Source organism: Rhizobium sp. Leaf306 (genome assembly GCF_001423425.1).
Classification (GTDB): domain Bacteria; phylum Pseudomonadota; class Alphaproteobacteria; order Rhizobiales; family Rhizobiaceae; genus Neorhizobium; species Neorhizobium soli.
Genome location: NZ_LMNX01000001.1, coordinates 1,613,160 through 1,626,138, shown reverse-complemented (window position 1 = coordinate 1,626,138; position 12,979 = coordinate 1,613,160). Strand labels below are relative to the sequence as shown.

Genomic DNA, 12,979 nt, shown 5'->3' with positions numbered 1-12,979 from the left:
TGTTCGATACTCAGGGCTAATAAACGCCATTGGAAGTATATTGCGCCCTACCATCTATGGATTGCGAGGAGGGTACTCGTTGCAGGCGTGTCATCTGCGCTAGAGACTTGGGATGTTCGGCAGCCAAAGGATCAACGATACTCCGAAGCTGGTAGTGATGCATCCACAGGGTAACGGTTCGACTATGCTGCTCTCCAGCCTGCCGCGAATTCGTTCAGCCATCCCCCTGGCTTTAGATTCCCGCGTCCTTGAGAGGACCAGGCAGAAGTCTTCGCCGCCGAGGTGAACGGCGAGGTCGTATGGCCGCAAGGAGCCTCGTACCTTTTCGTATCAAGCGATGCGTCTGACGTTCGTGCTCCATAAAAAGCGGCCTACGACGCAAAGGTTGAATTTCTAACCAGTTTGCCAGGCGTGGGAAGACTGAAATCGGTGGACGTTGAATGGCGGCTCATCGCCAACAATGACCGACAACCGGACAGTCTTCTAGCGGCCCCTTTCTAGTCACCAAAACTTTTTCTGCAGTGACCGCATTTAACGATACTGTCGAAGAACTCCCTGATCTCCTCTCGGCACCCATAGACCGCGTGATCACGCGAACGGAAACCCCAGTAATTCGTATCGTCGAAAATTACTGTCGATCTTAAGTGGCAGTGGCGCGGTGTTCGCGAACGTGACCTCTGCGGAAGCTCACGAGAGGCTGCCCGAAGCGCTCGTCGGTAGTATTAACGTTCATGCTGCCAAGCAGCCTATCGCGCTTAGTCCGCTGAGAGCCGAACCGAACTACCCGGCACGGGATCAGGCTTGCTTGATATCGAGTAGTCCCATGCCGATGGACATAAAGTCGTCCAACGGCCGCCGGTCGTTCGTGATTTTCATCCGAATAACAGTCCCTTCCCAGCTGTTGATGAGAAAGCGTGCCATCGCCGACGGTTCAAGACCCGGCTTTATCTCGCCGATCGCCTGGCCCTCGACTATGACGCTCGAAAGCAGATCCGCCCACGTCGATAGCGAATCCTTGAGCGCCTCTCGTAGAAGCGGGACGTCGTCCGAGCTTTCCGCCGACAGATTGCCGATCAGGCATCCCCTGTCGAAGCCGTCCATCTCGTATCTGGATATGAAGAACTCGAAATGCTTCCTTATCCGGGCGAGAGGAGACAGGGCAGCATTAGACAATATTTCCCGCTTCGACGATGCGACATACATCTCCAATACCTCAAGAGCGAGACCTTCCTTGGTCTTGAAGTAATTATAGAAACTACCCTTGGGGACGCCCGCGGCATCCACAATCTGCTGGACGCCACATGCGGTGTATCCAAGCGCGTGGAAACGTTCCTGGGCGGCTGCGAAAATCTTGTCTCTGGTCGGCGAGGCCATAAGGTTCTCCTTCGGTCCCGGGGTAAGAACGAGGCCATCCTAATTCAAGTGTCGGCAATCATCGAGCGGTAGAAATAAAGTCAATTGACGAAATAATACGACTGGTCATATTAAAAAGCAAGACGTAACGGAGACACGTTGCCATGGCGACTGATATTCAGAACCAGAGACTTACACCGGCATGGGTAATGGCGCTCGGGACGTTCGCGATCGGAACCGAAGGCTTCATGATCGTGCCGCTCCTGCCCAACATGGCTGACGACTTGCATTTGTCGATCGCCGCCCTTGGAACGCTGGTGACGGTCTTCACGCTGACCCTTGCGTTCAGTTCGCCGATACTGACGACGCTTTTCGGCAGCGTGGACAGACGACGCCTTTTGATCGCGACAATGGCGTTCTTCGCGTTGGCGAATCTAGTCGCCTGGCAGTCGAGCGGCTACTGGGGCATTTTCGCGGCCCGTGTGCTTCTGGCTCTCGCAGCGGGACTTTACACCCCGAACGCCAACGCGCTGATCAGTGTTCTGATCGCACCGGAAAAGCGGGGCAGGGCACTTGCCATCGTCAATGGCGGGATGACGATCGCTATCGCGCTCGGACTGCCGATCGGGTCGCTCGTGGGGAATGCGCTGGGGTGGCGCGTGACGTTTCTCGGCGTCGGCGCACTCGCGGCGATCGCTGTCGTCGGCTTGATCGTGGGCCTTGATCGATCGGCCGGGGCCGGACTTCCGGTGCCGAGCCTTTCAGCCAGGATCGCAGTCGCGAAGCAGCCACCTGTGCTGATTGGTCTGGCTGTCACGCTTTTCTGGGCCGTCGGTGCCTACACTGTCTGGACCTACATCGCTCCTTACCTGACTTCGGTCGCGAACTTCGGCCCGAACGGTATCAGCTTCATCGTGTGCCTCTGGGGTGTCGGCGCGGCCGTCGGAGTGTTCGGCGGCGGTGCTCTCAGCGATAAATTCGGCGCTAAGACCGTAATGGGCACCAGCCTGGCGATCCTCGCCGCGGCATTTCTGGTTCTGTCGTTCACCGCGTTCTTCCTCACGCCTTCGCAAGCCGTACTACCGATCGTCATCTCGGTCGCCGTATGGGGCGTCGCTGTCTGGGGTTTCTTCCCGGCGCAGATTTCGCACCTGATCAAGACAGGCGGGCAGGCATCCGCCTCTATCGTCCTCTCGCTCAATGCCAGCTTCATGTATGGCGGCTTCGCAATCGGAAGCGCCATCGGAGCCTTTGTCGTCGCCCGTGGGCAAGTCGCGGATCTCGGTCTCGCCGCGGCGCTTGCGGAAGTGATCGGCGTCGCACTGATCTTCGGTTTCGCCGCCAAGACGACATCCCCCAACACGTCGTCCGCCCGCTGAATACTGGCGGTATCGACGCGCCCCCCAAACCTCAAACCAAAATCGAACCCAAGGAGAACGAAAATGAAAATGTCCGGCAACACGATCTTCATCACAGGCGGTGGTTCCGGTATCGGCCGCGGTCTGGCCGAGGCCTTCCACAAGCTCGGCAACCAGGTGATCATCTCGGGACGGCGCAAGGCTAACCTCGATGAAACCATCGGCGCGAACCCCGGTATGGCCGCCTACGAGATGGATATCACCGACCCGGCCAGCATCGAGCAGGTCGCTGCCAAGATCATCGCGGACTACCCGGCGCTCAACGTCCTGTTCAACAACGCCGGCATCATGCCGTTCGACGATGCGGCCAAGGCGATCGACGGAAAGATGATGCAGATCATCGTTACAACGAACTTCCTGGGCCCTATCCGGATGACGTCCGCCCTGATCGAGCACCTCAAGAAGCAGCCTTCCGCGGTCATCATCAACAACACTTCGGTGCTCGCTTACGTGCCGCTCGCGTACAATGCAGTCTACTCGGCTACAAAGGCCGCTCTTCATTCCTTCACGATGTCGCAGCGCTTCACCCTCCGCGACACGTCGGTGAAGGTCCACGAAATCGCTCCGCCGTGGGTCGATACCGACCTCGTCAAGAAGAGCGGCGATCCTCGCGCCATGCCGCTCGACGTCTTCGTGAAGGAGACGATGGAGAAGCTCGCGACCGACCGCGAAGACATCTACGTCGATGCAATCCAGATGCTTCGCGACAACCCGGGTTCCAACGAGCACGAGTTCTTCTTCCAGTTCAACGAGGTCATGGTGAAGGAACCGATCCCGGTCTGAGGTCGACTGGCCAGTTCCGGAGCGGACGATAGTCGGCCGCTCCGGCAAGCCGCCCGTAAGGGCATCACAGAACGACGCCAGGAACGCGGCGTTATCAGAGGACATGGCAATGAGCTACAAACTTCTCGTGGACGGTGAACTGATTGACGGAGCCAGGGATGTCGGTGTCATCAATCCAGCGACTGCCCAGGAATTCGAGACCGCTCCGCGGGCCGACGCGGCTATCGCGTTGAGAGCCATAGCCGCCGCGAAAAAGGTCTTCCCCTCATGGGCGGCGCTCACCTACGAGCGCCGTTCCGGCTACGTCGAAGCGTTCGCGGCCGCCCTTGAGGCCCGCGCGGCCGACGTCTCCCGTCTTCTCACCCTTGAACAGGGGAAGCCCCTGCCACAAGCGGAAGCCGAAATCCGGGGTTCCGTGGCGGCCCTCCGTTTCTTTGCCTCCCAGGAGATCAAGCCACGGGTGATCCGCGACAACGAACAGGAATACATCGTCGAACAGCGCTATCCACAGGGTGTCGCGGCTGCGATCACCCCATGGAACTTTCCGATCTCTCTCCTGGTCTACAAGGTAGGGGCCGCGCTGATGACCGGAAACCCGGTGATCGCAAAGCCAGCGCCGACGACACCTCTGACGACATTGCTTCTCGGCGAACTGGCGGCCGGGATCTTCCCGCCCGGCGTATTCCAGACGCTTGCGGATACCAATGATCTCGGACCGCTTCTGACAAGCCACGAAGACATTGCGCATGTCAGCTTCACGGGATCGACGCCGACCGGCAAGAAGGTCCTGGAGAACACGGTAAGCACGCTTAAGCGCTTCACGCTTGAACTGGGCGGAAACGACGCCGCGATCGTGCTCGACGACGTCGATGTCGACAAGGTCGCCCCGGCGATCTTCCGCGCTGCAACTCTGAACGCCGGACAGATCTGCTTCGCCACCAAGCGCGTATATGCGCCAAAGGACCTCGTCGAACCGCTTACCGACGCTCTGGTCGCCCTCGCCAAGCAAGCCAAGGTCGGTGACGGTCTGGAGCAGGGCACCACGATCGGTCCGATCCAGAACAAGATGCAGTACGACAAGCTGCAGGGCTTCATCGACGATTCCCGCCGCAACGGCAGAATCGTTACAGGCGGCGACCGCGTAGAGGGCGACGGCTACTTCATTAAGCCGACGATCGTCCGTGACCTGCCGAACGACGCCCGTCTTGTAAAAGAGGAGCAGTTCGGCCCGGTGCTGCCGATCCAGGTCTACGACAACGTGGACAGCGCGATCGCGGAAGCCAACAGCGTCGAGTTCGGGCTTGGCGGCATTATCTGGACGGGTGACTTCGAAAGAGGCGTATCTGTCGCTTCCAAGATCGAGACCGGAACCATCTGGGTGAACCATCACTTGTCCCTTCCGTATGACGTCGCGTTCGGCGGGGCCAAGCAGTCGGGACACGGCGTCCAGAACGGCATCGAAGGAATGGAAGACTTCACCCAGCGGCGTATCGTCAACGCCCGTAAAGTGGCGTGACCCTATCTATGCATGCCACGTCGGCGGCGGGGCCGCCGGCGTCCTGTTCCACAGTCCCATGAGTCGATTGCCTGCAAATTCTTGCTCATCCCGGGGCCATCCTAAGTTGGGCGCCCCCAAGATAGATTCATCGAAATCCCCTGGAATGTGGGGCTACCTACGTCGGATGGGGAGCGACCGAGCGTTCGAGCGCGCTGAAGGCAAAGGGTAGCGCTCAGTTGACAGATTCTCGTGGACCAGATCGAAACGAAGCCCTTCGAAGCCTATGTGCCGAAAAGCTGCACCCGCAGCGCAACCGGACTAAAAGCAAATACAGGTTGACCCGGCCCGGCCGCAGCTCACTCTGCGAGGAGCTTGCGCGCCGTTGCAATGTCGGCAATCGGATGCGTGCAGTCGAACTTGCCAAGTGACGAAACAAGGTCGTCCCTAGCGGAAGCGGATTGCGAAGGTGGCGCGAGACGAACAAGGCATATAGCGCATCTAAGTTCCCAGAACGCGGCTCCCATCGAACGCGCCAAATTTAAAGCCTCTCGGAGAAGAGCGATGGCCTTCTCGCGGTCTTTTTTGATCAAGGTCACCGCCTTGAGCCTCAGCAGTTCCGGTCTGCACCATCCGGCATCGCCTGACAGCGCCCTTTCGAGAGCCGCGGCGGAAGCCCTGCATCCTGCTAGCACCGTCATGTATTCGAGCCGCATACCCACGCCTTGTAAAAGGGCACCCTGCAAAGCCGTCTGGACTTCGTTGATCTGGGTGTTTTCCGGCACGATCAAGTCGTAGCCCTCCACCCATTCTTGCCAGCGAACGAGCACGTCCCTTGCCGCGAGTTGTCGGACAGTGTCGAGCCTGGCCCGCGCTTCGGCGGTATTTCCAGAAAGGTAAGCGACGGGGATTGCAGTGAGGCAAAGCATTAGGCAGCTGGATATGGAATGCCCGAGCTGTTCGGAATCAGTTATCATTTCGCGGACCGCAGCAAAGCTCTGGTCGATTTTCCCTTCAAGAAAGTCGATCATCGCGATCACGGCCTTCGCGATCGTTCCCTGATCGTATCCGGTGCCGTTGTTGAGGGTCGTCCTGACTGCACGGCTCGCTTCGAGAAGAGATATCTCTGCCTGCTCGCGGGATGCGGAGAAGTTGCCGTGGAAGAGATAGTTGTGCTCAAGAAACCGACTGAAGCTTGCTGCACCCGGAAAGCGCTTCTGCAGATCTTGAGCGATGGCAATCGTATCGGTGTAGCGGCCGTTCGAACTTGCCACCGATGCCTTGCCGCCGTAAGCCCTCATGATGCGGCCCGGGTTTCCCAGTTGCTCCGCTATGACGGCGGCGCGCTCGAATTCGGCCATCGCCTCGCCATCGCTCTTGAAACCACGGACATGATAAAGCCCGCTACCCCGAGATACCCTGAGCTGAAGCTCGACATCGGTCCCGAGATGCTTCGTGGAGGGCAAGAGGTCCAGAGCCTTCTCGACTGCGACCAATTGCTCGTGCATCACGCCAAGCTGCGTCCATAGCACGTTGGATATGGCGATTAGTTCTATGGCCACGTCCAAATCGCCTTGCTCCGAAAACGCCCAGTTGGCGGCCGCGCGCAAGTCGTTTATGAGTGCGCCGTGCCGCCGCATCCAGTCGTTGGTCGGGAGGCTGTGCCAGTCATACTCGGCCCGCAGCAGTTCCTCGCGACAGTACATCGCGTGAGCCATCCGGTACCGAGGTTGCAGCCCGCTCGCGGCGAGCTTTTCCATTGCATAGCCCTTTGTCGTGTCCAGAAACCGATATCTGCCGTCGTTGTTGGACACCGTGATCAAGGATTTAAGTACCAGGCCGTCGAAGGCGTTGTCGAAGCTTTCTCCAGTAAGCCAGTCGCGTGCGATCGCCTCAGCGCCAAGATCGGAAAACGTTCCGGGAAACACCGCCATCTGGGCAAAGAGCTTTCTTTCGTCCTCGGTCAGACTGTCGTAACTCCAATCCAGGGTAGCCCTCAGCGTCTGTTGCCGAGGCGGAGCCGTTCGTCGTCCCCTTCGCAGGATTGACAGGGGATCGTCGAGCGAGTCGAGTACGCTCGCGAGTCCAAGGTTGCTGACGCGCGAGGCGGCCAGCTCGATTGCCAGCGGGATGCCATCCAGGCTGCGCACGATATCCGCGGACGCGAAAACGCTCTCGTCGTCTTCAAAGGTCTCAGTTTCGGAGGCAAGCCTGACCGACTCGATGAAGAGCTCCACCGACGGAAAGGCGAGGAGCGCCGAGCGCGACGTCTGGGTTTCCGGTACGGGCAACGACGGCAGCTGCCTCACTCTCTCGCCAGCGACCCGTAACGGCTCTCGGCTGGTCGCGATCACCACGATTCCTTTTGTCGTCCTGAGGATCTGGTCGACTGTCACCGCGACCGCCTCGATGAGATGTTCGCAGTTGTCGAACAGAAGGAGAGCGTCACTTTCATGAAGGGCGTTCAGGACCGCCTGACGATAGTCTTGGGTGAACACGATAAGGCCAAGCGCCGATGCCAGGGTCGGCATGATCAGGCTCTGGTCTGTCAGCGCGGCCAGGTCAATGAAGGTGACCCGACGTGAAACGGTTAACTTCCGGGCGATCTCAAGCGCCACTGCGGTCTTTCCCATCCCCCCCGCGCCGCAAATTGTCAGAAGCCGGGTTGAGCCTAAAGCGGAAAGGCACGACTCCACGAAAATCTCTCGGCCGATCAGCCGGCCGGGAAACCTGGGAAGATTGGACTCCGGAGCGGCCGTCGGAATGCCTGGGGGATTGGCGCTCGCGTCCGAGATTTCGACTGGTGCGACGAAAATGTAGCCTCGCCCCGCGATGTTTTCGATGTAGCGACGCCCGCTGCGTTCCCCGAGCGCTTTTCTAAGGGTTACTATGTGGACCCTGAGAGCGCCCTCATCGACGGTAGTCGAGGGCCAGGCCGCCTTCAGCAGGTCTTCCTTCGAAACGATCTCGCCCGCCCTGCTTGCTAGAACGGAAAGTATTTCGATGGCTTTCTTCCCTAACTGATAAGGCTTCCCAGCGTCAGAAAGCCTTCTATTGGTCAGATCGAGCTCGAAGCTTCCGAATTTGAGAAAGGACATTGTGTTCGCCGCAAAGGTCGCCGGATTATAATGTCAATTGGGTATCACATCTGAACGACTGTCTTGCAACGGCTCCTTCGAGCTTTCGGACTTTGGCTGGTGAAGTCGCAATGAAAAGCGACGAGCCATTGAAGCTAACGATTGCGAAAAGGCCGCGTCCTGCAGGTAGGCGAACCGAGCGACAGGATACGACCGGCATCCAACGCGAAATAGCGCAGTAGGCCGAAGAGAAGCCCGGTCCTTCCGGGCCGAGGTATTCACCCTGGAATATTGGTTAGGCGTTGTATCCGCCATCGACGTTCAGGACGCTGCCCGTAATGAACGTCGCTCCGGGACCTGCCAGAAACATGATCGCATGAGCCACCTCCGAAGGCTGCCCAAGTCTCTTGAGCACGTTCGCCTCCCGCTCTGCCGCAAGCGTTTCCTGTGAATGCGCCCCATCAACATCGCTCTCCAGCGCTCCGACCTGCACGACATTAACCGTTATGCTCCGAGGACCGAGATCGTGCGAGGCGCCCTTGCAGAAAGCGGCTATCGCCGCTCTCGTCGCGGCGAATTCGGCCAATCCCGGAGTGCCTACGCGGTCAGCTATGCTCGAGCCCAAGGCAATAACGCGGCCGCCCTCGTTCATGACTTTCGACGCCGCCTTTATCAGCGCGAAAGTGCCTTTGATGTTCATGGACAACTGCTCTTCGAGAGCGTCTTCGTCGACGTCCTCGTCATCGATCTGCCCTTCCACCCGGCGGACATTGTTGGCGACCAGCACATCCAGACGCCCGAAAGCAGCCATTACGGCTCGTACGAGCTGGGTCGCCTCGACGGTGTTCAGTCGGCTGCTTGTCGGGAAAAAGACAACGCGTCCTCCGTAAGACCGCAGCGACTCGAGGAAGTGAGCGTCCGGCTCCACCTCGAGTGCAAGAGCAAGATCCGAGCCGCCTTCGGCGAGCGCCTGAACGGTCGCCAGGCCGACGCCGCTATCGGCCTGCGTAACAAGAGCCACCCGGCAAATCGAGGCCCGATCCAAATCCTGTCCCACTACGTTCACGAGAGCCTCAAAAACCTGAATTGGCAAACGGAACCCCGCTATCTGTATGATTTTAACGGGAACCCCATACCGCAGTTACGCAGTAGCGCGACGTCGGGATTGTAAAATTCAGTCAAGGCGACTGTTAAGGCGGGGGTTAATCGCCATAACTTCTTTTTACATCTCATAACTCGATTTCACGTACCGCAACACGGCAACCTCACTGCATCGAACCAGCGAGGACACCGTGATGAACAAGACGATCTATTACATTCCGCTTCAGGACGAAGTAGACGTCTCGAAGACCTGGGGCCTGGAAGCAGACTACCGTGCCATCGAGGGTCTTGTCGAAAGACAGAGCATTGCCGACAAGCGGATCACCGTATCGGTCGAGGCCAAAGAGAAGCTCACCGCTGGCCTGAGCGAATGGCAGCGCAAGAAGATCATCCGCTATGTTGATGGGAACGTCGACTCGAAGCTGCGGGTATTCGACCTAAGCGAACAGGTGCGCCTGAGTGTCAGCAGGTTTTCGAAGGGCTTTAACGTCACTTTCGGGCGACCGCCCTATGACTACGTTCTGTCCAGACGCATGGAGGCCGCGAAGTACCTGATCGCTTCGACCGATGAACCATTGAGCCAGATCGCGCATGCTTGCGGACTGAGTGACCAGGCCCATCTCTCCAAAGTATTCAAACGCCTCGTCGGCATGACCCCGTTGAAATGGCGAAAGAGCGCCTCGGTAGCGCGATCGACAGACTGGGACTACCTGATTGCCGGCACACGCCGGGATTGTGGCGATTGCGCGCAGGTCTCTGTCGCCCTCTGAGCGGGCAGCGACCGGAAACTATGTACCGGGTCGTAGAGGGGTCATCTCTGCGTTCTCGACAATTCTGCCACGCCCGCTCCTGCGCGGCGCGCTCCGGTGCAGGATCGTCCAATTTTCCAGCGCTCGCCACAAGTAAGATACTCAATGACGCTTCGAGTGTCTGACGGACGTGCGTTCGCGGAATCACTGTCCGCCCGCCGCGGATCGTTCTGGGGCTATCGCGGATCAGTGGGCGCGCAACCGGGGTCGGGTTCTGCGTTGGATATCAGGTGACGGAGAAGAGCGAGCCATGAGACAGGTTACAATCAACGGGAAAGTCCACGACGTCGCTGTGCCGGATGATATGCCCCTACTATGGGTACTCCGAGACGTGCTTGGCATGACGGGAACCAAATATGGATGCGGCATCGCCCAGTGCGGCGCGTGTACCGTCCATCTGGACGGCGTGGCCGTCAGGGCCTGTCAAACGACGATGGATGCGGTCTACGGCCAGCCTGTCACCACGATCGAAGGGGTGGGAAACACTCCTGTCGGGGCAAAGGTGCAGGCGGCGTGGCTTGAGAAGGAAGTCGTGCAGTGCGGGTACTGTCATTCGGGGCAGATAATGTCCGCGGCCGCGCTCCTAAACGAGAACCCAAAGCCGACCGATACCGACATCGACGATGCAATGGCGGGCAACATCTGCCGCTGCGGCACGTATGTGCGAATCCGCGAAGCTATCCATTCGATTGCAATTTGAGGATACCGCAGTGATCGAGAACCTCGTCTCCCGTAGAAATTTCCTCAGGGGTACCGCCCTTGCGACAGCCGGCCTAGTCCTGGCGGTGCAGTTACCCGACAGCGTCCGCCGTGCGGCGGCCGCAGGAGATCAGCGAAGCTTCGTGCCGAATGCCTTTGTCAAAATCGACGTCGACGGCATCACCCTGATCATGCCGCACGCTGAGATAGGGCAGGGCATCTACACCTCCAGCGCGATGCTCATGGCCGAAGAGCTTGAACTGGACCTCGGCCAGGTAAAGGTCGAAGCCGCGCCGCCCGACATCTCCAAATACATGGATCCGATCCTTTACGATCAGGCGACAGGAGGATCGACTTCCACGCGATCTGACTGGATGCGGTTGCGCGAAGCCGGAGCCGCGGCGAGGATCATGCTTGTCGAGGCCGCTGCCGAAGGCTGGGGCGTGCCATCCGACGAGTGTCGCGTGGCACGAGGGGTCATCTACCATGATGCCTCGGGAAAAACGGCCACCTATGTCGACATCGCTCCCCGCGCTGCCTCACGACAGGTCCCCAAGGAGATCAGGCTCAAGGAGCCCTCGCAGTTCCGGCTCATCGGGACAAGCGCCAAACGTATAGACACGCCCGCGAAGGTCAATGGCTCGCTGGTCTACGGGATCGATACCCGGCTGCCGGGAATGGGATACGCCACCTTGGTGATGGCACCCGTGAAGGGCGGCAAGATCGCAACGATGAACGAGGCAGCGGCCAAGGCCGTCCGCGGCGTCCGCGATATCGTCAGGACGGATGACGCGGTCGCGGTCGTCGGCGATCATATGTGGGCCGCGAAGCAGGGTGTCGACGCTCTCGAAGTCGAGTGGGATCACGGCCCGAACTCAACGGTCACGAACGTCTCTATCGTCATGGACATGCACGAAGTGTCCAAGACGCAGGGTGTTGTCATTCGAAACCAGAACGACGCCCAATCTGTCATCGATAACGCAAAGACCAAGCTCGACGCCATCTACCACTCGCCGTTTCTGTCCCACGCGCCGCTCGAGCCGCTGAACTGCACGCTTGCTATCGAGGAAGACAAAGCCGAGCTCTGGGTCGGCACACAGGTCCCCGTACGCGCGCAAAAGGCGGTTGCCGACGCGCTCGGAATTTCTCCCGACAAGGTCACGGTCAACAACCAGCTGATGGGCGGAGCGTTCGGACGCCGTCTCGACGTCGACTCGATTGAAATCGCCGCCCGGCTGCTCAAGGACATCCGCTATCCGGTCAAGATCGTCTGGACCCGCGAGCAGGATATGACCCACGACTTCTACCGACCATATTACTATGACCGCGTCGCCGCGGGTCTGGACGATAATGGTCGCCTTATCGGTCGCACCCACCGCGTGACCGGGTCTTCGGTCTTCGCACGCTGGGCTCCGGCTGCATTCATCAACGGCGTAGACCCGGACGCCGTCGACTGCGCCGCGGAAACGCCCTACGACGAGGATGCCGTCCTTGCGGACTACGTGCGCCACGAACCCGCCGGGGTGACGACAAGCTGGTGGCGCGGGGTGGGGGCTACCCACAATCTATTCGTCGTCGAGAGCTTCGTCGACGAGATGGCCCATGCCACCGACCAGGATCCGCTCGAGTTTCGCCGCCGCATGCTGACCAAAAACCCACGCGCCCTCGGGGTCCTCGATCTCGCCGCCGAAAAGGCGGGCTGGGGCGAGACGCTGCCACCCGGACGAGGGCGAGGAATAAGTCTGCAGTTCGCTTTCGGCAGCTATCTGGCGCACATCCTGGACATCGAGATCACACCGAGAAAGCAGATCAAACTCGTCCGGTCCGTTATCGCGGTCGATTGCGGCATCGTGATCAACCCGGACACCGTGCGGGCGCAGATGGAAGGCGGAGTGCTTTTCGGTTTGGGGACGGCGATGTTCAACGAGGTGACCTTTACCAATGGCGCGGTGGACCAGAGCAACTTCGACACCTACCGCATCCTTCGCATAAACGAGGCACCAAAGATCGACGTGTACCAGGTCAAAAGCGGCGAGAAGCCGGGAGGTGTGGGCGAAGCCGGAACGGCCGCCGCGGCGGGAGCCCTGGCCAATGCCATATTCTCCGCGACCGGCCGACGCATAAGATCGCTCCCGCTTTGGCAGGCCGCTGTATGACGCTTCGAACCCTGCCGCTGTGGGGGCGTGCAGGATACTTGAGATAAGCGTGCCCCCAATGGGCTCTGCCGTCTTTGACTGAAAACGT

General features: G+C 59.4%; 9 protein-coding genes. 6 read left to right on the top strand and 3 right to left on the bottom strand.

The window, feature by feature from the left end:
- Positions 1-795 precede the first annotated feature (795 nt).
- The gene (locus ASG19_RS07680; protein WP_062454680.1) at positions 796-1,374 is read right to left on the bottom strand and encodes a TetR/AcrR family transcriptional regulator; all 579 of its coding nucleotides are present in this window, start codon (positions 1,372-1,374) and stop codon (positions 796-798) included.
- Between the two features lie 143 nt (positions 1,375-1,517).
- On the opposite strand from ASG19_RS07680, the gene ASG19_RS07675 reads away from it, so the two are divergent.
- From ASG19_RS07675 to ASG19_RS07665, 3 genes are all read left to right on the top strand, one after another.
- Complete coding sequence (locus tag ASG19_RS07675; RefSeq protein WP_062454678.1) at positions 1,518-2,732, top strand: MFS transporter; 1,215 nt, start codon at positions 1,518-1,520, stop codon at positions 2,730-2,732.
- Between the two features lie 63 nt (positions 2,733-2,795).
- Positions 2,796-3,554: an SDR family NAD(P)-dependent oxidoreductase gene (locus ASG19_RS07670; RefSeq protein WP_062454676.1), complete on the top strand. Its 759-nt coding sequence runs from the start codon at positions 2,796-2,798 to the stop codon at positions 3,552-3,554.
- Positions 3,555-3,663: 109 nt separating this feature from the next.
- Complete coding sequence (locus tag ASG19_RS07665) at positions 3,664-5,070, top strand: aldehyde dehydrogenase family protein (protein ID WP_200933885.1); 1,407 nt, start codon at positions 3,664-3,666, stop codon at positions 5,068-5,070.
- Between the two features lie 338 nt (positions 5,071-5,408).
- Here the strand turns inward: ASG19_RS07665 and ASG19_RS07660 are convergent, their stop codons facing one another.
- Together ASG19_RS07660 and ASG19_RS07655 are read right to left on the bottom strand one after the other, a co-directional pair.
- A complete protein-coding gene (locus tag ASG19_RS07660) occupies positions 5,409-8,147 on the bottom strand; it encodes a winged helix-turn-helix domain-containing protein (protein WP_062454673.1) in 2,739 nt (912 codons plus the stop codon).
- A gap of 274 nt (positions 8,148-8,421) precedes the next feature.
- Entirely contained in the window at positions 8,422-9,192 is a 771-nt protein-coding gene (locus ASG19_RS07655; RefSeq protein ID WP_156466434.1) for an SDR family oxidoreductase, read from the bottom strand.
- Positions 9,193-9,421: 229 nt separating this feature from the next.
- On the opposite strand from ASG19_RS07655, the gene ASG19_RS23470 reads away from it, so the two are divergent.
- From ASG19_RS23470 to ASG19_RS07640, 3 genes are all read left to right on the top strand, one after another.
- Positions 9,422-9,997, top strand: coding sequence for an AraC family transcriptional regulator (locus ASG19_RS23470; protein ID WP_082476223.1), 576 nt, complete (start codon positions 9,422-9,424; stop codon positions 9,995-9,997).
- A gap of 289 nt (positions 9,998-10,286) precedes the next feature.
- Entirely contained in the window at positions 10,287-10,736 is a 450-nt protein-coding gene (locus tag ASG19_RS07645) for a (2Fe-2S)-binding protein (protein WP_062454671.1), read from the top strand.
- A 10-nt stretch (positions 10,737-10,746) separates the two neighbouring features.
- A complete protein-coding gene (locus ASG19_RS07640) occupies positions 10,747-12,891 on the top strand; it encodes a molybdopterin cofactor-binding domain-containing protein (RefSeq protein WP_062454668.1) in 2,145 nt (714 codons plus the stop codon).
- Positions 12,892-12,979: the final 88 nt, after the last annotated feature.

What these genes read in the sequence shown, in the direction of transcription:
- ASG19_RS07680 (WP_062454680.1), bottom strand. Translation starts at nt 1,374, where the DNA reads ATGGCCTCGCCGACCAGAGACAAGATTTTCGCAGCCGCCCAGGAACGT.
- ASG19_RS23470 (WP_082476223.1), top strand. Translation starts at nt 9,422, where the DNA reads ATGAACAAGACGATCTATTACATTCCGCTTCAGGACGAAGTAGACGTC.
- ASG19_RS07665 (WP_200933885.1), top strand. Translation starts at nt 3,664, where the DNA reads ATGAGCTACAAACTTCTCGTGGACGGTGAACTGATTGACGGAGCCAGG.
- ASG19_RS07675 (WP_062454678.1), top strand. Translation starts at nt 1,518, where the DNA reads ATGGCGACTGATATTCAGAACCAGAGACTTACACCGGCATGGGTAATG.
- ASG19_RS07645 (WP_062454671.1), top strand. Translation starts at nt 10,287, where the DNA reads ATGAGACAGGTTACAATCAACGGGAAAGTCCACGACGTCGCTGTGCCG.
- ASG19_RS07670 (WP_062454676.1), top strand. Translation starts at nt 2,796, where the DNA reads ATGAAAATGTCCGGCAACACGATCTTCATCACAGGCGGTGGTTCCGGT.
- ASG19_RS07660 (WP_062454673.1), bottom strand. Translation starts at nt 8,147, where the DNA reads ATGTCCTTTCTCAAATTCGGAAGCTTCGAGCTCGATCTGACCAATAGA.